We start from the raw sequence: 18812 nt of genomic DNA on the forward strand, positions 1-18812 counted from the left end.
CGGGGTGTCCGGAGGAAGGGGGAGGGCGGGGTCGGGGGCCGGCCGGGCGTGCCCGGCGCGGGACGTCACGCGCCGGGCAGCGGGGGCCATGCGTGGTGCCGGGGCCCGCCTGTCCGCGGCGGATCCCCGGCACGACGCCGGGCGGGGACCGCCGCGGCAACTCCTCCGGAGCACGCGCGCAGCGCGCGTGCCGTGCACACAGTTCCGCAGACCATGGGCCCAGTCTCGGGCGGTACGGCTGCGGAAATCCCTAGTGTGTGACGCCGGAGCGCGGGGCGGCCGGACGGCCTACCAGCTGCCGGCGGCGGCCACCAGCCGGCTGTAGTCGCGGTCGCGCGAGGCCTGGCGCAAGTCGGACTCGACCATCATGCGCATCAGCTGCTCGAAGTCGACCTCGGGCTCCCAGCCCAGTTCCTTGCGGGCGTTGGTCGAGTCGGCGCACAGCGTCTCGACCTCGGCGGGCCGCACCAGTCCGGGGTCGACCACGACGTGGTCGCGCCAGTCCAGGCCCACGTGCTCGAAGGCGATGCGGGCCGCGTCGCGCACCGTGTGCATCGATCCGGTGCCCACGACGTAGTCGCCGGGCTCCTCCTGCTGGAGCATCAGGTGCATGGCGCGCACGTAGTCGCCGGCGAAGCCCCAGTCCCGCTCGGCGTCCAGGTTGCCGAGGCTGACCTTGTCCATCAGACCCAGCTTGATCTGGGCGACGGCCAGGGTGATCTTCCGGGTCACGAACTCGGAGCCGCGGCGCGGGGACTCGTGGTTGAAGAGGATCCCGGAGACGCCGTACATGCCGAACGACTCGCGGTAGTTGCGGGTGATGTAGTGGCCGAAGGTCTTGGCCACGCCGTACGGGCTGCGCGGGTGGAAGCGGGTGGTCTCGCTCTGCGGGCTCTCGGCGACCTGGCCGAACATCTCCGAGGAGGACGCCTGGTAGAAGCGGATCTGGCCCCGGGAGCCGCCACCGGAGGACTTGCTGAGTCCGCTGACCATGCGGATGGCCTCGAGCATGCGCAGCACGCCGGTGCCGTTGACCTCGGTGACCAGTTCGGGCTGCTGCCAGGACATGGGGACGAAGGAGATGGCCCCCAGGTTGTAGACCTCGTCGGGCTGGACCAGGTCGACCGCCGAGACCAGGCTGCCCTGGTCCATCAGGTCGCCGTCCACGAAGGACAGGTCGGGGATCATCTCGGCGATCCGGTCCTTTCGCGGGTTGGCCTGCCCACGGCAGAGCCCCCACACCCGGTACCCCTGGCTCAGCAGGTGTTCCGCCAGGTACGAGCCGTCCTGTCCGGTGATTCCGGTGATCAGTGCGCGCTTGGACATCTTCTCTCTTTCCACCGCCACGGAGAGGACCGGTCGGCGGGAGTCCGCACCGCGCCCGCGGACCGGAAGCGGCGGCACTGGATGCGCGACGCGCACTCACCGGTGGACCGACCGGGCAGTCGGTCCCGTCGGATCCCGGGACGCACAGCATGCGCTGACTCACGAGCCGTCCTCGTGACCGCCATGCAAGCACCGAAAGGGCTAAGGAATTTCCGAGTCTTCCGGTTCACGGGCCGGTCTGTACGACCCCGTGGGTGGAGAACGTGACCGGATCGCCGGGGGTGAGGTCCCCGGGCGGGATGCCGGGATGGTGCCCTTCGCGCGGTACCGGGGCGGCGGTGCCGCGCGGCGGGCCGAGGGACAGCCGGGAGACGATGCGGTAGCGGTCGCCCCGGTAGAGGGAGTGGACGTACTCGACCGGGCGGTCGCCGGTGTCGGTCGTCAGGCGCTCGAAGAGCAGGGCGGGTGACAGCTCGGGCACCCCGAGGAGGTCCGCCTCCGCACGGGTCACCACGGTGGGCTCGATCGACTGGACCGCCTCGCCGACCTGCACGCCGTGGCGGTCGCGGAAGTGCTCGTACAGGTCGCCCCGTTCCAGTTCCTCACGGGTCAGGTCCGGCACCAGGTCCGCCGGGACGTGCAGGTGCTCGACGGCCATGGGGGAACCGTCGACCAGGCGCAGGCGCGCCGCGTAACGGACCGGCGCCGAGGGTGACATGCGCAGCCTGCGTCCCACCCGGGCGCCGGCCGGCAGGGTGCGCAGCTCCAGGACCCGGCTGGTCCAGGCGCCTGCGGCGCGGGGCAGGCTGAAGGAGTTGCGGTCCGAGACCAGTTCCTGGGTGATCTTCTCGGCGGCCACGAACATGCCCCGGCCGTGCTCGCGCACCAGCAGTCCGGCGGCGACGAGTTCGTCCACGGCCGCACGCAACGTCGGGCGGGAAACGCCCAGTTCGGCGCAGAGGGCGCGCTCCGAGGGGATGGCGTCGCCGGGGCGGCGGGTCTCGATGAGCTCGAGGATCGCGTCGCGGACCCGTTCGCGCTTGAGCACGGCACCCGGGGCGGAGGGATCGATCTCCATGCGGAACTCTCGTTCGTCGGCGGGGCGGGCCACTGGTACGCCCTCGACCATAACTGGTCAGCCGCCCCAAGGAGTCCGGTCGTGCGTCCCGGCTCCCCGCCCGGGGGGCTCGAGCGGGCGGCGGGCCGTGCGGCGGGCGTGCCGGGAGGGTTGACGCCCAGATTGGTCTATGCCACCTTCGTCGACATCGACTGGTAAAGCTCGGCGGGCAACTGGTCAGTCCGGAAGGGGGCGTCGTCCGCCGGTCTTCCCTCCGCGAGCACCGCAAGTGCCGCAAGTACCGCGAGCACCCCGCGCGACGGGCCGCACCGGGCCGCCCCGCCCGGCGGCACGACGTGCCGCGGCACCCGCCCGTCGCCGCACCGACGAACCACCGTGCGCCACCCCCACAGCGAAAGGACCACGGATGAGCACTCGTCCCGCCGGCCGCCGCACCCGCGCGGCCCTGGCACTGACCGCCCTCCTGGGCGGCACCGCCCTGGTCGCCCTTCCCTCCACCGCCGCCTCCGCCGCCGACGGCGACCTCGCCGTCCAGTACCGCACCGGCGCCGGCGGAGCCACCGCCGACCAGAGCGAGCCCTGGCTCAAGGTCCGCAACACGGGCTCCACCAGCGTCCAGTTGAGCCAGGTCAAGCTCCGCTACTACTTCAAGGCCGACGCGCCGAACGCCACCTACCGGTTCGCCTGTTCCTGGGCGGTGAAGGGCTGCTCGGTCATCACCGGGACGTTCGGCACCCTCGCCAGCCCCACCGCGACGGCCGACCGCTACCTGGAGATCGGGTTCACCCCGTCCGCCGGGTCGCTGGCGCCCGGGGCCGACACCGGCGACATGCAGCTCCGCTTCCACCAGGCCACCTGGCAGACGCTGAGGCAGAGCGACGACTACTCCTTCGACGCCGCACGGACGTCGTACGCCGACTGGAACAAGGTCACCGCCCAGCTGTCCGGCGCCACGGTGTGGGGCACGGCCCCCGAGGGCAACGACCCCACCGATCCGACCGACCCCACCGACCCGCCGGCCGGCGGCCAGACCCTGTTCGACGACTTCACCTACACCTCGCACACCGACCCGGCGATCTCCGCGCACGGCTGGAACGTGCGCTCCAACTCCGGCGGCCCGGGTGTGCCCGGCGCGACCTGGGACCCCTCCAAGGTCACCTTCAGCGCCTCGGGCGGCAACACGGTGATGAACCTGGAGACCTCCACCGCCGGCACCGGCGCCTCCACCCGGCACACCGAGATCCTCACCCGGAGCATGAAGTTCAGGAACGGCACCTACGCCGCCCGGGTCCGGTTCTCCGACGCGCCGAAGTACGGCCCCGACGGCGACCGGATCGTCCAGACCTTCTTCACCATCAACGACCTCAAGGCCCCGATGGCCGACGACTACGCCGAGTACGACTTCGAGTACCTGCCCAACGGCGGCTGGGGCGAGCCGGCCAACATCCTCTACACGACCTCCTGGGAGACGTACAACCCCGACCCCTGGCAGGCCGTCAACCAGCACAGCGAGAGCCGGACGAGCTTCGCGGGCTGGCACGACCTGGTCGTCACCATCGACGGCAGCGCCATCACCTACTACGTGGACGGCCGGCACTTCGGCACCCACGACGCCGCGTACCTGCCCGAGCGCCCGATGTCGATCAACTTCAACCAGTGGCTGATCGACCTCGACGGGCAGACGTCGACGACGCCGCGCGCCTACGACCAGCAGGTGGACTACGTCCTGCACGTCAAGGACCAGGTCCTGACCCCGGCCCAGGTGACGGCGAAGATCAACGCCTATCGCGGTGCCGGCACGTCCTTCGTCGACGAGGTCCCCGCTCCCTGAGCCCTCGCGCGGCGGCGTGATCCGCGCCCGTCCCGCCAACCCGCCGGCCGGGTCCGCTCCGTGCGGACCCGGCCGCATTCCGGTGGGGCGCCCGTCCGTTCCCCCGCGTTCACGCGACCTTCCCGGGGCTTCCGCCGACGAGCCACGGGAGCCGGACCGGGGTCGCGGGACGGTGGTCACCCCATCGTGGGCAGTGCGCGGTGAGAGTGCCTTCACGGGGTAGAGGAGCTGCGACCAGTGACCGCTTTCCCGTGAGGAAGGGACATCCGAACATGACCGACGACGCCTACCTGGTCCTGCTCGACGACGCGGACGGACCGCTCGGCGTCCCCCTGGCCGCCGTGGGGGAACTCGCCTGCCTGGACACCCCGGCGGTGCGGGCCTGGCTCGACGCGCAGGGGGTCACCGTCACCTCCCCCCGGTTGCGCCTCCTCCCGCCCGAGGAGACGGGGGCCATTCCGGAGGGCACCGAACGCCTTCCCGTTCCGCTCGGCGCCGAGGAGCTGAGCCGCCTGCGCGGTGAACTCGCGCCCCCGGACCAGGCGCGGGTGGAGGAGGAACTGCTGGCCTACCGGTCCTGCACGAACGGGCGGGACGGACTGCTGACGCGGGCGCTGGCCGCCGGGGTGCCGGCCCACCGGATCGCGGAACTGACCGGTGAGGACCTCACGACGGTGAAGGCGGCGGCCCACTGAGCGACGCGGCGCCCGGCCGCGGCGGGAAGCGGTGAGCGACGCCGGTCTTGCCTGCGGCGGGCGTCCGGCGCAGGCTTGTCCCATGGGTGCGGGCCCGACGCTCATCAACTCCGTGCAGCGTGCCCTCCGGCTGCTGGAGGCGGCGAGCGCCCATCAGAACGGCGCGCCGGCGAAACAGCTGGCGCGTGAGACGGGACTGCCCCTGGCCACGGCCTACCATCTGCTGCGCACGCTGGTGCACGACGGCTACCTGCGCAAACTGGACGACGGTGGGTTCGTCCTCGGCGACAGACTGCGGACGCTGCACACGGTCGGAACCGGACAGGCGCTGCTGAGCCGGGTCCGGCCGGCCCTGGCCGCCCTGCGGGACGAACTCTCGACCGCCGCCTACCTCACCTTCTACGAGGACGGCGAGATCCGCATCGCCGAGATTGTCGACGGCCCCCGCACACCGCGGGCCGACCTCTGGGTGGGCTTCGAGGACGCCGGGCACGCCACCGCTCTGGGCAAGACCGTGCTGCGGGAGCTGGACGGCGAGGCGCGCAGGGAGTACCTCTCCCGGCACTCCCTCAACGACCTCACCCCCCGGACGATCACCACCGCCCCGGAACTGATCCGCCGGATCGACTCCGCTCCCCTGGCCCCGGCCGTCACGGACCTCGAGGAGTACGCCCTCGGCACCGTCTGTGTCGCCGTGCCCGTCTACAGCGGACACGTCCTGGGCTCGCTCGGTGTGTCCATGCCGGCGGACCGGCTGTCCCGGCTCCGCGAGGTCCGCGAGCGGCTCCTCCCCGCGGCGGGGCGAGTGACCAGGAACCTGTCTCTCACCATTTGAAATACCCACCCTTGTGACGCTGCATACGATCATCTTTCCTGTTTAAGTCAGACATTTTGGTCGGCACACGCCGCGTACAGGTGAGGACAGCGGACAACACATGAGTCACGCCCGACAGCCAGGACGCGACCATCGGCCGGTACGGAAGTGCCTGCGAAGGGCGGGACACGCGGCATCGCCCCGGGTGCGGAGGCTCGCGCACCTGGCCGCCGGTACGCCCGCACTGCCCGTGCTGATCGTCTGCGTCATCGTGCTCGTCGACCTGGTGGACGGCCGGGGGCGGATCTGGCTGCCGCTGCTCGCCACCGGGCCCGCGCTGGCGGCGGCCACCAGCGGTGTGTGCAGCGTGGTCGGTGTCGGTCTCCTCGCCGCGCTCCTGGGCGCGACGATCGGTGTCCGGCACGGCGTACCGGCCTCCGCCCTGGCCGTCGTGCTCGCCGCGCTGGTGACCGTCACCCTGGCCGGCGCCCTGGCCAGCGCGCTGCGCGCGCGCCGCGAGCGGGTGCTCGCGGCCGTCCGCTCCGTCGCGGAGACCGCGCAGCACGCCCTGCTCAAGCCGGTCCCGGAGGCCGTCGGGCCGTTCCAGGCGGCGGTCCACTACAGCGCCGCCGCGGCGGAGGCCAGGATCGGCGGGGACCTCTACGCCCTGATCCCCACCCCGCACGGCGTCCGGCTGATCGTCGGCGATGTCCGCGGCAAGGGCCTGCCCGCCGTGGGGACCGCCGCTCTCGTGCTCGGTGTCTTCCGGGAGGCGGCGCACGACGAGCCCGATCTCCTGGACGTGGTCCGCCGGATCGAACGGAGTCTGGCCCGCAATCTGGGGTACGACGACTTCGTCACCGCCGTGGTCGCCGGATACCCGGAGCCCGGACGCCTGGAGATGGTCAACTGCGGCCACGCACCTCCCCTGCTGGTCCGGGACGGCGAGGTGGCCGCGGTGGAGACCGACCGCCCGGCGCCCCCGCTCGGGCTGCGGGCCCTGTCGGACGAGACCCCGAGCCTGCAGGTGCTCTCGTTCGCCGAGGGGGACCAGTTGCTGCTCTACACCGACGGCGTCACCGAGGCCCGCGACGAGGGCCGCGAGTTCTACCCGCTCGCCGAGGGCCTGGCCCGGCACCTGTGCGACGAGCCGGCCCGCACGCTCGCCGCCGTGCACGAGGAGCTGCTGGCCCATGTGGGCGGCCGGCTGCACGACGACGCGGCCCTGCTCCTGCTCCGCAAGCCCGTCGCCGGCCGGGCGGACCGCGGCGCGCGCCCCGACGGCCCCGCGCCCACCGGCATCCCCGTGGTCCGGCCGCTGGTGGACCTGGCGGGACCGGACGCGGGCGACGCCGCCGGCGACCGGGAGGGCGCCGTCTGAGACCGGTGTCCGGGTGGCGGCCGGCCGGGATCGGCCCGGTCCGCCTCCGGGCGCGCGGTGGTCACTTGACGGAGCCCCCGGTGATACCGGCGGCGATGTACTTCTGGGCGAGGACGAGCAGGACCGCCGCCGGGACGGCGGAGAGGACGGACGCGGCCATCACGGCGCCCCAGTCGCCGACGTGGGCGCCGATGTACTGGTAGATGCCCAGCGTGATCGGCTTGACGTCGTCGGTGGTGTTCAGGGTGAGCGCGAACATGAAGTCGCTCCACGAGAACAGGAACGCGAACAGCCCGGACGTGATCAGGGAGTTGCGGCTCATCGGGAGCACCACCCGCAGGAAGGTCCGTACCGGCCCGGCGCCGTCGATCTCGGCGGCCTCGATGACCTCGCCGGGGATGGACACCATGAAGGAGCGCATCAGCACGATGGAGAACGGGATGCCGAGCGAGGCGTCCGCGAGCATCAGGCCGAAGTAGGAGTTCACCAGGCCCAGATCGACGTACGAGGTGTACAGGGCGTTGGCGATGACGATGCCCGGCACCATCTGCGTGATCAGGGTGCCGAACACGATCGTGCGCGAGCCGCGCAGCCCGAACCGGGCCAGTCCGTACGCCGCCGGGGCGGAGATCGCCAGGCAGACGGCGACGGCGCCGAACGAGACCACCAGGGAGGTCAGCAGGTGGCCGCCCTGGTCGCCGAGGGCCCTGGAGAACCCGGACAGGTCCAGGCCGCCGGGTACCGGGTCGACCTCGAGCAGGCCCGACTCGGGCTGGAGCGCGGTGTTGAGCATCCAGTACAGCGGGAAGAGCATCACGGCGAGGACGAGCACACCGGTGACGGTGGAGCCCCAGCGGCGGCGTGACGCGGTGGGTGCGTGGGCGGCCATGCGGGTCACTTCCCCTCGGTGCGGTTGGCCCGCAGGTAGAACACCGCGAACACCGCGGAGATGAGGATGAGTACGTTGCCGACGACCGCGCCGGCGCCGAAGTCCAGTTCCACGAAGGAGTTCTGGTAGGTGAGCGTGCCCAGGGTCTGGGTGGCGTCGGCGGGGCCGCCGTCGGTGAGGGCGAGGATCAGGTCGAGGATCTTGACCGTCGACATGAAGCCGAGCACCAGGACGACCGTGACCACCGGCCTGAGCAGCGGCAGGGTGACGGAGCGGAAGGTCCGCCAGGCCGAGGCACCGTCCAGGGAGGCCGCCTCGTACAGCTCCCTCGGGATCTCCTGGAGGCCGCCGTACAGGATGACCATGTTGAACGGGATGCCGATCCAGATGTTGACCAGGACCACCGAGAGCAGGGCCATGTCCGGACTGGTGAGCCAGGGCGTCTGACCGCCCAGGCCGAGGGTGTCCAGGAAGGTGTTCAGCACGCCGGTGTCCTGGTCGAGGATGCGGCGCCACACGATGCCGGACACCACCATGGGCACCAGCCAGGGCAGCAGGATCAGCGACCGCAGGACTCCGTTCAGGGGGAACCTGCGGTTGAAGAAGACGGCGAGGGCGAGGCCGATGCAGAACTGGCCGAGCAGGGAGCCGGCGGTGAAGACGAGGGTGTGCCACAGGGCCTTGCCGAAGAGGACGTCCTGGAAGACGGACGACCAGTTGTCGGTGCCGTTGAAGGGGGCCTCGCCGGTGAAGAACGTCTTCGGCGTGTAGTGCTGGAAGCTCATCACGACGTTGCGGACGAGCGGGTAGCCGAAGAACAGCAGCATGAAGACGACGGCGGGGGCGACGAAGCCCCACCGGGCGATCCCGCGGCGCAGGCGCGCCCGGCCCGGGCCGGGCGCGGCGGCCGTCCCGGACGTCTTCGCGGACGTCGCGGCGGTGACGGTGGACGTGGTCATGGGCGCGTACCTCGGTTCCCGCTCGTTGCCCGCTGCTGGGCGCGCTTCAGGGCGGCCTCGCTGGACTCGCCGGTCAGGGCGGACTGGAAGGCGCTCTGCAGGGCGAGGGACACGCCCGACCAGCCGGCGCCGAGCTTGGCGGTGCGGGACCGGGCGGCGGCGACCTGGCCGGCCAGCGCGTCCAGTTCGGGCACGCGCTCGCGCCATTCGGCGGCGGCCTTCTCGTTGGCCGGGACCATCCAGCTGTTCAGGGCGTAGGTGAGCTGTTCCCTCTCCCCCGCCAGACAGGCGACGATCCGGCCGGCCGTCCTCTCGCGTTCGCCGTCACCGGTACGGGGCACGGTGAGCACCGCACCGCCGAGCGGCCCCACCGAGTCGGCCCCGGGCCTGGGGACGGGGATCCGGGCGATCTCCCAGTGCAGCGACTTCTTGGTGTTGAGGGTCTCGACCTGCCACGGGCCGTTGATCATCATGGCGGCGTTGCCCGCCATGAACTGGTCGTTCACATCGGCCTGGGTCCAGTTGACCGTCGACTTGGACAGCGAACCGTCCTGGAGCAGCGCCTTCCAGTAGTCGAGCGCCTCGACGACCCGCGGCCCGGCGAGATCGCTCTCGTCTCCGCCGTTGGACCACATGAACGGCGTGAACTGGAAGACGCCGTCCTCGGCGCCGCCCGCGCTGAGCGCCAGGCCGTACCGCTCGCCCCGGGTGAGCCGCTTGGCGGTCCTGCGCAACTCCTCCCAGGTGGTGGGCACGGGGACACCCGCCTCGTCCAGGACGTCCTTGTTGTAGAAGAGCGCGAGGGTGTTCACGGAGCGGGCCGCTCCGTAGTACGTGCCCCGGTAGGAACCGAAGTCGACGATGCCCTCGGGGACGTCGTCGGTGCCCAGACCCAGGGTGCGCAGGTCGACGAGGCCGCCGGCCTCCGCGAAGGTCGGCATCTCGGAGGCGTCGAACTGCACGACGTCCGGCAGCGACTTCGAGGAGGCCATGCGCAGCGCCTTCGTCATCACCTGCGCGGCCGGAACGCTCTGCTGCTCGATGCTCACGCCCAGCCGCTCGCCGCAGCGGGCCATCGCCTCGGCGTCCCAGCGGTGGTAGGTCTCGTCGGTCGAGGAGTTCATCACGGTGTACACGCCGCTGTCGCGCTGCTGTGCGCAGCCGGTCAGTGCCGCTCCGAGGACGAGGACGGAGACGGTGGCGAAGGATGTGACGGCTCCGCGCGAGCGTCCACGCGCGCGGTGTGCGGCAACCGGGGGATGTGCTGTCACGGTGGGGGCCCTTGTGTGGGACCGGCACGGCATGCGCCGAGCCGGTGGCTCTTCCAGGGAGGAGGTGAAGCGCTTCGACTACGTGCGGCTCAAGTCGAGGTGTTGCCAAGCGCTACACCGGGTGTAATTTGTTTTGCCTGATTACTAATACGTCAGCGCGAGCCGGTCGCGCTAGACCCCGAGCGGCGCGATCTGCTCGCGCCAAGGCGTGACAGGTCCTGTAACGCCTGTCATAGTTCCTGGTCAGAGGCTTCCTCCCGCGCCTCTTCCGCCCTCCCCCGACGAGGAAGATCATGAAATTCACCGACGGTTTCTGGCGCATCCGCGACGGCGTCCGGCTCGCGTACGCCACCGAAGTACGTGATGTACGTCCGGAATCGAAGCGCTTCACCGGGTATGCCGCCGTGAACAAAGTGACCCACAGGGGCGACACCCTCAACGCGCCGCTGCTCACGTTCGAGTGCTTCTCCCCCGCCGAGGGCGTCATCGGCGTCCGGGTCACCCACCACGCGGGCAGGCGCCGCCCGGGCCCGGACTTCGTCCTCACCGGCGAGGCGGGCGGCGCGGGGACGGTGCGCCGGGACGGCACGGTCACGGAACTGACCAGCGGTCCGCTGACCTTGCGGCTCGACGGGGAGGGTCCCTTCGCCCTCACCTTCCACGACGCGGACGGACGCGAGCTGACCCGGGCCGGCGCCAGGAGCACCGCCTTCGCGACCACCGACGGGGGAGCGCACCATGTGCTGAGCCGGCTGGCGCTGGGCGTCGGCGAGCAGATCTACGGCCTGGGCGAGCGCTTCACCCCGTTCGTCAAGAACGGCCAGACCGTCGACGTCTGGCAGGCCGACGGCGGCACGAGCAGCGAACAGGCCTACAAGAACGTCCCGTTCTATCTCTCCTCACGCGGCTACGGCGTCTTCGTCAACCACCCCGGTGCCGTCTCCTTCGAGGTCGGCTCGGAGTCCGTCGGGCAGGTGCAGTTCAGCGTCGAGGACCAGTCGCTCGAGTACTACGTCGTGGCCGGCCCCACCCCGAAGGAGGTCCTCACCCGCTACACGGCGCTCACCGGGCGCCCGGCCCTCCCGCCCGTCTGGTCCTTCGGGCTGTGGCTGAGCACCTCCTTCACCACCTCCTACGACGAGGAGACGGTGACGTCGTTCGTCGACGGCATGGCCGAGCGCGGCATCCCGTTGTCGGTCTTCCACTTCGACTGCTTCTGGATGCGCGAGTACCAGTGGTGCGACTTCCGGTGGGATCCGGACGTCTTCCCCGACCCGGACGGCATGCTGGCCCGGCTGAAGGACAAGGGCCTGCGGATCAGCGTCTGGATCAACCCCTACATCGCCCAGAAGTCGCCGCTCTTCGACGAGGCCGCCGCCCTGGGACACCTGGTGCGCCGCCCCGGCGGCGACGTGTGGCAGTGGGACCTGTGGCAGGCCGGAATGGGTCTGGTCGACTTCACCAGCCCCGACGCCAGGACCTGGTTCCAGTCCAAGCTCAAGCCCCTCCTGGACCAGGGGGTGGACTGCTTCAAGACGGACTTCGGCGAGCGCATCCCCACCGACGTGGTGTGGCACGACGGCTCCGACCCGGAGCGGATGCACAACTACTACACCCAGCTCTACAACCGGACGGTGTTCGAACTCCTGGAGAAGGAGCGCGGACAGGGCGAGGCCGTCCTCTTCGCCCGGTCCGCCACCGCGGGCGGACAGCAGTACCCCGTGCACTGGGGCGGCGACTGCTGGTCCTCGTTCGAGGCGATGGCCGAGTCGCTCAGGGGCGGACTGTCCCTGTCCCTGAGCGGGTTCGGCTTCTGGAGCCACGACATCGGCGGCTTCGAGGGCACGCCCGACCCCTCGGTGTTCAAGCGCTGGCTCGCCTTCGGACTGCTGTCCTCCCACAGCCGGCTGCACGGCTCCTCGTCCTACCGGGTGCCGTGGGAGTTCGGCGACGAGGCGGTCGACGTGGCCCGGCGGTTCACCCTGCTCAAGCACCGCCTGATGCCGTATCTGTACGGCGCCGCCGCCGAGGCCCACCGCACCGGCGTCCCGGTGATGCGGCCCATGGTGCTGGAGTTCCCGCACGACCCGGCGTGCCGCCCGCTCGACCGCCAGTACATGCTGGGCCCCGATCTCCTCGTCGCGCCGGTGTTCGGCGAGGACGGCGAGGTGGAGGTCTATCTGCCGGAGGGTACCTGGACCCATCTGCTCAGCGGCGAACGGGTCACCGGCCCCCGCTGGCGCACCGAGCGGCACGGCTACGACAGCCTTCCGCTGTACGTCCGTGAGGGCGCCGTGCTGCCGCTGGCGGGCGACGACTCCCGTCCGGACGGCGACTGGCTGGACGCCCCGGTCCTGCTGGCGCACCCGTCGGCCGCGCCCGGCTACGCGGCGGAGGTCACCGTGCCGGACGCCGCCGGGCTGCCGGCCGCGACGTTCCGGCTCCGGCGGGACGGCGGCGTCCTGCGGGTCACGGCGTCCGGGACCGACCGCCCGTTCACGGTGCGCGTCGCCGGCGGGGCCGAGGCGCGGGGCGCGGGCGAGGTGACGGTGCCCCTGGGGTGACCGCGTGGCGGTGCTCGTGTCAGTCGTCCGGGTGGCTGCCCGGGCCGTGTCCGGGGCCCGCCAGGGGGGTCGGTGAGAGGGCGGCGGGCTCCTCACCGGCCTCCAGCAGGGTGTCCGCCGAGCCGACGATCAACGGGTCCGGCTTGCCCAGCGCCCCGTGGTCCTTGGCGGGATAGTCGCAGCGGTCGAGGAGGGAGCGCATGGCCTCCAGCCGGCCCCGGCGCTTGTCGTTGTTCTTCACGACCGTCCACGGCGCGTGCGGGGTGTCCGTGGCCCGGAACATCTCGACCTTGGCCGTGGTGTAGTCGTCCCAGAGGTCGAGCGAGGCGAGGTCCATCGGCGACAGCTTCCAGCGCCGTACCGGATCGACCTGGCGGATGGCGAACCGGGTCCGCTGCTCGGCCCGGGAGACGGAGAACCAGAACTTCACCAGCATGATGCCGTCGTCGGTGAGCAGCCGCTCGAACATCGGCGTCTGCTCGAGGAACTGCTGGTACTCGCCGTCCGTGCAGAAGCCCATGACCCGCTCGACGCCGGCGCGGTTGTACCAGGAGCGGTCGAAGAAGACGATCTCGCCCCGGGCCGGCAGGTGGGCCACGTAGCGCTGGAAGTACCACTGCCCCGCCTCGCGCTCGGTCGGCTTCCCCAGGGCCACCACGCGGGCGCCGCGGGGATTGAGGCGTTCTATGAACCGCTGTATCGTGCCGCCCTTCCCGGCCGCGTCCCGTCCCTCGCAGACCACCACGATCCGCTGACCGGTGTCCTTCACCCAGCGTTGCATCTTCAGCAGTTCTATCTGCAGGATGCGCTTGGTCCTGTCGTACTCCGCCCTGCGGATCCGGTGGTCGTAGGGGTGGTTCTCCCGCCAGGTCTCGATCGGGGTGCCGTCGGCGTCGAGGAGCACGGGCCGCTCCGGGCGCCGGTCGTCCACCTCCAGTCCGTGGAGCAGATCGTCGCCGGTCGTGCCGGAGCGTGCCTCCTCGGCCTCCGTCCGGCCGTCCGGCTCTTCCTCGTACTCGGCCGTCACGTCGTCTCCCACCTCTCGGAGTGCGCTACAAGAAGCGTATGCCCATCGGATCCCTTGTGATGATCCGGTCACTCGGGATCGGGAAGCAGCAGGCCGAAGCGGGGGCGTGCGTGTGCGACCGATCCGGCGGCGACGGCCGATCGAGCCGGAGGAGAGCGCGCACGTGGTCGTTCGTCTCCGCTCCGGCCGGGCGTCCGCCACCACCGGTGGGGCCCCGTGCGTCGACGGCGGCTGCGTCGACGCGATCCTGCCGTGACAGCGGGAACGGCCCCGCACCGTCCGGCGCGGACGCCGGACGGGGCGGGCCGGGTGGCGGCTCAGACGGCCGGGAAGCCGTCCGGGCTCCTGATGCGGTCGCGGACCCAGACACCGGCGGGCTTCAGCGAGGACGTGCCGGTCCAGGGGCCGTCGCCGGCGCAGGTGCCGGTGGTGAAGACGGCGCCGGAACGGTGGTCGTCGGAGAAGTTCCAGTTGGTCCAGCTGATCTTCCTGCTCGCCATCAGGTCGAGGTAGCGCTGTGCCATGGCGAAGTCGTCCTCCCCCTCACCGGCGTAGTTCTGGGTGCCGAACTCGGTGACGAACACGGGGATCCGGTCCGCCGCGCGGGAGAGGGCCGCCAGGTACTCGTCCCGGTGGGAGGCGGCGTAGAAGTGGAAGGTGTACATGATGTTGGAGGCGTCGACCGGGTTGTTCACGACCTCCGACTCGTCGGCGCCCTCGGAGACGCCGAGCGAGGACCAGGCGCGGGTGCCGACGAGGACGGGGGCGTCGGGGTCGACGGCCCGGATGACCGGGATGATCCGCTCCGCGTAGCTCTTGATCCGCGACCAGCTCACCCCGCTGGGCTCGTTGGCGATCTCGTAGAGGATGTTGTCGCGGCCCTTGTTGCGGTTCGCGATGTCGGTGAAGAACGTCCGGGCGCTGTCGAGGTTCAGGTGCGGGTCGCCGGGGTCGAGCATGTGCCAGTCGACGATCACGTACATGCCGCGGTCGCTCGCCTGGCGGATCAGCGAGTCGGCCAGGCCGGTGAAGTGCGCGGGGTCGGTCTCGTAACCGCCCTCCTGCACGTACGTGGAGACGCGCAGGACGTCGGCGCCCCAGTCCTCGGCCAGCGCGTCGAGTGAGCCGCCGGTCAGGCACTGGGGGTACCACTGGGTGCCGTGCGTGCTCATGCCGCGCAGCTGGACCGGGGTGCCGTGCTCGTTGCAGAGCCGGGTGCCACAGACCTCGAGCTGTCCGTTGACGGCCACGGGAGTGCCGGCCGCGGGCAGGTCCGCGGCCGGGCCGGCCGGTGCCCGCCGGTCCCGGGTGGTGGACCGGTGGCCGTCGGCCGTGGTTCCGGCGGGCGGGTCGAACCCGGTCGTCCGGCCGTCCGCCGCGGTGTCGCCGCCGTGGGTGGGCGTCATGTCGTCACCGTGTCCGCCGTCCCGCGCGGACGTGCGCGTGATCTGTGCCGGGAGCCGGGGGTCCGCCGCGTGCGCCGTCCGCGCGGTGGCGGCGGGGGCGCGGGTGGGGACCGGCGCCGCGGTTGCCGGGGACGCGGTGGTCAGGGTGAGGAGGAGGGCACTGGCGAGGGCCGCGGCGGCCGCGGCGGGGCGTAGCGGGAGGCGTGCCGGTGGCATGGGGGCTCCGTCCGGACTGGATGGTTAGGAAAGTTTCCTAACCAGATGGAACTAGAGCCGGCCCCGGTTTGCAAGGTGCACGACAAGTGCGGCCGTGGGACGGGGCGAAAGCGCCCGGTCAGCGGAGCAGCAGCTGGGCGAGGGCGACGGTGCCGATCGTGACGATGAGGGCGCGGAGCACCGCGGGGCTGAATCTGCGGCCCGTCCGCGCGCCGAACCGGCCGCCCAGGGCGGAACCGACCGCGATGAGGGCGACGGCCGTCCAGTCGAAGTCGGCGACGAAGAGGAAGAAGGCCGCGGCGACCGTGTTGACGACGGCGACGAGCACGTTCTTGACGGCGTTGAGGCGTTGCAGTGGCTCGTCGAGCAGCAGCCCCATCAGCGAGACGTAGATGATGCCCTGCGCGGCGGAGAAGTAGCCGCCGTAGACGCTGGCCAGGGTCAGACCGACGAACAGCGGCCGTCCGCCGTCACGCCGGGGGGCGTGCCCCTCCGGCCGGCGGCCGCGTACCGCCCTGGTGATCAGGGGCTGGAACGCGACGAGGACGAGGGCCAGTCCGACCAGGGTGGGCACGATGGTCTCGAACGCCTCGGCGGGCAGGGCCAGCAGGGCGGTGGCGCCCGCGAGCCCGCCCAGCGCCGCGCCGACGCCGAACCTGCGGATGCGCCGTCCCTGGCCGGCGAGTTCTCTGCGGTAGCCGATGGCTCCGCTGATCGAGCCGGGAATCAGACCGAGGGCGTTGGAGACCGTGGCCGTGACGGGGGACATCCCGGTGGCGAGCAGTACCGGGAAGGTGACCAGCGTCCCCGAGCCGACGACGGCGTTCATGGCACCGGCGCCGACGCCCGCGGCGAAGACGCCGGCCATCTCCACCGGCGTCACGCCGCGGTCCCGGTCACGTCGTCGCCGGCCGCTGACGGCCGGGGCCCGGAGGAACGTTCATGGGACGAACCCGGCCCGGGGACCCTTCGGCGGTCGCCGAAGGGTCCCCGGGCGCGCGCCGCTCGGCGTTCCCCCGGTGGTCCGGCGGGCCGGCCGGCCCGCCCGTCCGTCTCAGTCCTGCCGCGCGGCCTGGCCGCCCAGCAGTTCCGAGGCCGTCTCGAGCGGGGAGAGGTCGCGCACGGGCGGCGCGGCCTCGGGGTGGTCGTGGCAGGTGAACCCGAGACGGGCCATCGCCCGCACGACCTCGCCGCTGGTGAAGTCGCGGCGGTCCTGGCGGGTGATGATCTGCCCCACCTGCTTGACGGGGTAGCGGCGACGTCCGATGGTCACGGACTCACCCGTGACCGGTTCGGGCGTGATGCCCTTCATCGACTCCAGGACTCCGGCCTTGGTCAGGTCGAACGGGTATCGGGCGATGACACAGCGCATGTTGCCTCACAGGAGGAGAAAGGAAGACGGGCCGACCCGGGTGGGTGAGTGGTCTGCGGCGGACTGGATGCGGTTCGGAGCGAAAGCGACGGGCGGCCGGGGCCGCCGGCTGCACGGCCGTGTCGCCATGCCACCATGTCGCTTTCTTGTCATGACGTCGGGGAACGGCGCGCCTGGTGCTGTGGCCGGAAAGGTCTGCCGCGAGCCGGTGGACCTTTCCGGCCGCAGCACTAGGCCGCGCGGTCCGTGGCCGACTCCGTCCGCGTCCTGCGGCGCGGAGCCTCGCCGGCGCGCCGTCCCTGGCTGGTCCGGCCCTGGCTGGTCCGGCCCTGGCTGGTCCGGCCCTGGGCCGTGCGCTCCGCGCCGGTGCGGCCGCCTTGGGCGGTGCGGCCCCCTTGGGCGGTGCGGGCCGGGGCCTCGCGCTTCTGCCCGGTGCCGGTCTGCCCGGTGCCGCCTTCCGCGGTACGGCCCCGTACGCCGCGGCCCCGGCGGCCGCGTGACGACGAGGACGCGGCGCGGCGCGGGCGTTCCACGACCGGAGCGGCGATGACGACCGGTACGCCGGAGGGGGCCTGAGCGCCGGTGATGCGGCTCAGTTCCTCGTCGCCCGACCGCACCTGGGTGATCCGCGGGGTGATACCCGCCTGCGTCATCAGCCGGCTCATCTCGCGCCGCTGGTCGCGCGTCACCAGGGTGATGACGCTGCCGGACTCGCCGGCGCGGGCCGTGCGTCCGCCGCGGTGCAGATAGTCCTTGGGGTCGCTGGGCGGATCGACGTTGACGACCAGGTCGAGGTTGTCGACGTGGATGCCACGCGCCGCCACGTTCGTCGCCACCAGCACCGTCACCTGCCCGTCCTTGAACTGGGCGAGGGTCCGGGTGCGCTGGGGCTGGGACTTGCCGCCGTGCAGGGCCGCGGCGCGGACGCCGCTGCTCAGCAGGTGCTTGGTCAGCTTGTCCACCGCGTGCTTGGTGTCCAGGAACATGATCACCCGGCCGTCCCGAGCCGCGATCTCGGTCGTCGTCCGGCGCTTGTCCGTGTCGTCGACGTGGAGCACGTGGTGTTCCATCGTCGTGACCGCACCCGCGGACGGGTCCACGGAGTGGACCACCGGGTCGGTCAGGTAGCGCCGCACCAGCTGGTCGACGTTGCGGTCGAGCGTGGCCGAGAAGAGCATGCGCTGGCCGTCGGCCCGCACCTGGTCAAGCAGCCTGGTGACCTGGGGCATGAAGCCCATGTCGGTCATCTGGTCGGCCTCGTCGAGGACGGTGATCGCGACCTCGTCCAGCCGGCAGTCCCCGCGGTCGATGAGGTCCTTGAGCCGCCCGGGGGTGGCGACGACGACCTCGGCACCCGCCCGCAGGGACCCGGCCTGCTTGCCGATCGACATCCCGCCGACGACGGTGGCCAGCCGGAGCTTCAGGGAGCGGGCGTACGGCGTGAGGGCGTCGGTGACCTGCTGGGCCAGCTCACGGGTGGGAACGAGGACGAGGGCGAGCGGCTGCCGGGGCTCGGCGCGCCTGCCCGCCGTGCGGGCCAGCAGCGCGAGGCCGAAGGCGAGGGTCTTGCCGGACCCGGTGCGGCCGCGGCCGAGGACGTCACGGCCGGCCAGGGAGTTCGGCAGGGTGGCCGCCTGGATGGGGAACGGCACCGTCACCCCCTCGTGGCCGAGGGCGGCGAGCATCTCCTCGGGCAGGGCGAGTTCGGCGAAGTCCCGTACGGCCGGGAGGGCGGGCGTGACCGTCGTCGGAAGGGCGAATTCGCCCTGTACCGAGGACGCTCGGCCCGCGGGGCCTCTGGAGCGACGGGAGGCACCGGAACGGCCGGATGCCGCGGCTCCGGTGCGGGTGCGGGTGGAACGATCACTGGTACGGGCGCGATTCAAGCGGAACCTTCCTTGATGTGGCACCTGCCAAGGAACGCCCACAGCACGATGACCGGCAGCGAACCGGGGCCTGCATCGCCATGATGCGGGCCCCGGT

General features: G+C 71.9%; 15 protein-coding genes. 5 read left to right on the forward strand and 10 right to left on the reverse strand.

Going from position 1 to position 18812, the window contains the following annotated elements:
* Positions 1-288: 288 nt before the first annotated feature.
* Together ACF07S_RS24655 and ACF07S_RS24660 are read right to left on the reverse strand one after the other, a co-directional pair.
* Entirely contained in the window at positions 289-1326 is a 1038-nt protein-coding gene (locus tag ACF07S_RS24655) for a GDP-mannose 4,6-dehydratase (RefSeq protein WP_391963070.1), read from the reverse strand.
* Between the two features lie 226 nt (positions 1327-1552).
* The gene (locus ACF07S_RS24660; protein ID WP_391963071.1) at positions 1553-2404 is read right to left on the reverse strand and encodes a GntR family transcriptional regulator; all 852 of its coding nucleotides are present in this window, start codon (positions 2402-2404) and stop codon (positions 1553-1555) included.
* A 406-nt stretch (positions 2405-2810) separates the two neighbouring features.
* On the opposite strand from ACF07S_RS24660, the gene ACF07S_RS24665 reads away from it, so the two are divergent.
* The 4 genes from ACF07S_RS24665 (at position 2811) to ACF07S_RS24680 (ending at position 7125) form a co-directional block, all read left to right on the forward strand.
* A complete protein-coding gene (locus ACF07S_RS24665; protein ID WP_391963072.1) occupies positions 2811-4235 on the forward strand; it encodes a cellulose binding domain-containing protein in 1425 nt (474 codons plus the stop codon).
* Positions 4236-4507: 272 nt separating this feature from the next.
* Positions 4508-4930 (forward strand): DUF6003 family protein, encoded by a 423-nt coding sequence (locus tag ACF07S_RS24670; RefSeq protein WP_391963073.1) that lies wholly within the window; start codon positions 4508-4510, stop codon positions 4928-4930.
* 82 nt (positions 4931-5012) lie between these two features.
* Positions 5013-5765 (forward strand): IclR family transcriptional regulator, encoded by a 753-nt coding sequence (locus ACF07S_RS24675; protein WP_391975133.1) that lies wholly within the window; start codon positions 5013-5015, stop codon positions 5763-5765.
* Between the two features lie 100 nt (positions 5766-5865).
* Positions 5866-7125 carry a PP2C family protein-serine/threonine phosphatase gene (locus tag ACF07S_RS24680; protein WP_391963075.1) on the forward strand — a complete coding sequence of 420 codons (1260 nt, stop codon included), beginning with the start codon at positions 5866-5868 and terminating at the stop codon, positions 7123-7125.
* A 61-nt stretch (positions 7126-7186) separates the two neighbouring features.
* Here the strand turns inward: ACF07S_RS24680 and ACF07S_RS24685 are convergent, their stop codons facing one another.
* Genes ACF07S_RS24685 through ACF07S_RS24695 form a run of 3 tightly spaced genes read right to left on the reverse strand, consistent with a single transcriptional unit; the run spans position 7187 to position 10244 of the window.
* Positions 7187-8014: a carbohydrate ABC transporter permease gene (locus tag ACF07S_RS24685; RefSeq protein ID WP_391963076.1), complete on the reverse strand. Its 828-nt coding sequence runs from the start codon at positions 8012-8014 to the stop codon at positions 7187-7189.
* Positions 8015-8019: 5 nt separating this feature from the next.
* Positions 8020-8973 carry a carbohydrate ABC transporter permease gene (locus ACF07S_RS24690; RefSeq protein ID WP_391975134.1) on the reverse strand — a complete coding sequence of 318 codons (954 nt, stop codon included), beginning with the start codon at positions 8971-8973 and terminating at the stop codon, positions 8020-8022.
* Positions 8970-10244, reverse strand: coding sequence for an ABC transporter substrate-binding protein (locus tag ACF07S_RS24695; protein ID WP_391963078.1), 1275 nt, complete (start codon positions 10242-10244; stop codon positions 8970-8972). Before ACF07S_RS24695 ends, ACF07S_RS24690 begins: the two co-directional genes overlap by 4 nt.
* Positions 10245-10537: 293 nt before the next feature.
* On the opposite strand from ACF07S_RS24695, the gene yicI reads away from it, so the two are divergent.
* Positions 10538-12808: an alpha-xylosidase gene (gene yicI, locus ACF07S_RS24700; protein ID WP_391963079.1), complete on the forward strand. Its 2271-nt coding sequence runs from the start codon at positions 10538-10540 to the stop codon at positions 12806-12808.
* Positions 12809-12827: 19 nt separating this feature from the next.
* Here yicI and ppk2 read toward each other — a convergent pair whose 3' ends face one another.
* The 5 genes from ppk2 to ACF07S_RS24725 all read right to left on the reverse strand — a co-directional run bounded on the left by ppk2 (position 12828) and on the right by ACF07S_RS24725 (position 18715).
* Complete coding sequence (ppk2, locus tag ACF07S_RS24705) at positions 12828-13757, reverse strand: polyphosphate kinase 2 (protein WP_391963479.1); 930 nt, start codon at positions 13755-13757, stop codon at positions 12828-12830.
* A gap of 395 nt (positions 13758-14152) precedes the next feature.
* Positions 14153-15457, reverse strand: coding sequence for a glycoside hydrolase family 5 protein (locus ACF07S_RS24710; RefSeq protein WP_391975135.1), 1305 nt, complete (start codon positions 15455-15457; stop codon positions 14153-14155).
* 118 nt (positions 15458-15575) lie between these two features.
* Entirely contained in the window at positions 15576-16325 is a 750-nt protein-coding gene (locus tag ACF07S_RS24715; RefSeq protein ID WP_391963480.1) for a sulfite exporter TauE/SafE family protein, read from the reverse strand.
* 186 nt (positions 16326-16511) lie between these two features.
* Positions 16512-16829 carry an SCO5918 family protein gene (locus ACF07S_RS24720; protein WP_391975136.1) on the reverse strand — a complete coding sequence of 106 codons (318 nt, stop codon included), beginning with the start codon at positions 16827-16829 and terminating at the stop codon, positions 16512-16514.
* A gap of 230 nt (positions 16830-17059) precedes the next feature.
* Positions 17060-18715, reverse strand: coding sequence for a DEAD/DEAH box helicase (locus ACF07S_RS24725; RefSeq protein WP_391975137.1), 1656 nt, complete (start codon positions 18713-18715; stop codon positions 17060-17062).
* Positions 18716-18812 lie beyond the last annotated feature (97 nt).

This window comes from Streptomyces sp. NPDC016640, assembly GCF_043076215.1.
GTDB lineage: Bacteria > Actinomycetota > Actinomycetes > Streptomycetales > Streptomycetaceae > Streptomyces.

Coding starts and splice junctions, on each gene's coding strand:
- ACF07S_RS24690 (WP_391975134.1), bottom strand. CDS start 8,973: ATGACCACGTCCACCGTCACCGCCGCGACGTCCGCGAAGACGTCCGGG.
- ACF07S_RS24710 (WP_391975135.1), bottom strand. CDS start 15,457: ATGCCACCGGCACGCCTCCCGCTACGCCCCGCCGCGGCCGCCGCGGCC.
- ACF07S_RS24680 (WP_391963075.1), top strand. CDS start 5,866: ATGAGTCACGCCCGACAGCCAGGACGCGACCATCGGCCGGTACGGAAG.
- ACF07S_RS24715 (WP_391963480.1), bottom strand. CDS start 16,325: ATGGCCGGCGTCTTCGCCGCGGGCGTCGGCGCCGGTGCCATGAACGCC.
- yicI (WP_391963079.1), top strand. CDS start 10,538: ATGAAATTCACCGACGGTTTCTGGCGCATCCGCGACGGCGTCCGGCTC.
- ACF07S_RS24665 (WP_391963072.1), top strand. CDS start 2,811: ATGAGCACTCGTCCCGCCGGCCGCCGCACCCGCGCGGCCCTGGCACTG.
- ACF07S_RS24670 (WP_391963073.1), top strand. CDS start 4,508: ATGACCGACGACGCCTACCTGGTCCTGCTCGACGACGCGGACGGACCG.
- ACF07S_RS24685 (WP_391963076.1), bottom strand. CDS start 8,014: ATGGCCGCCCACGCACCCACCGCGTCACGCCGCCGCTGGGGCTCCACC.
- ACF07S_RS24675 (WP_391975133.1), top strand. CDS start 5,013: ATGGGTGCGGGCCCGACGCTCATCAACTCCGTGCAGCGTGCCCTCCGG.
- ACF07S_RS24720 (WP_391975136.1), bottom strand. CDS start 16,829: ATGCGCTGTGTCATCGCCCGATACCCGTTCGACCTGACCAAGGCCGGA.
- ACF07S_RS24655 (WP_391963070.1), bottom strand. CDS start 1,326: ATGTCCAAGCGCGCACTGATCACCGGAATCACCGGACAGGACGGCTCG.
- ACF07S_RS24660 (WP_391963071.1), bottom strand. CDS start 2,404: ATGGAGATCGATCCCTCCGCCCCGGGTGCCGTGCTCAAGCGCGAACGG.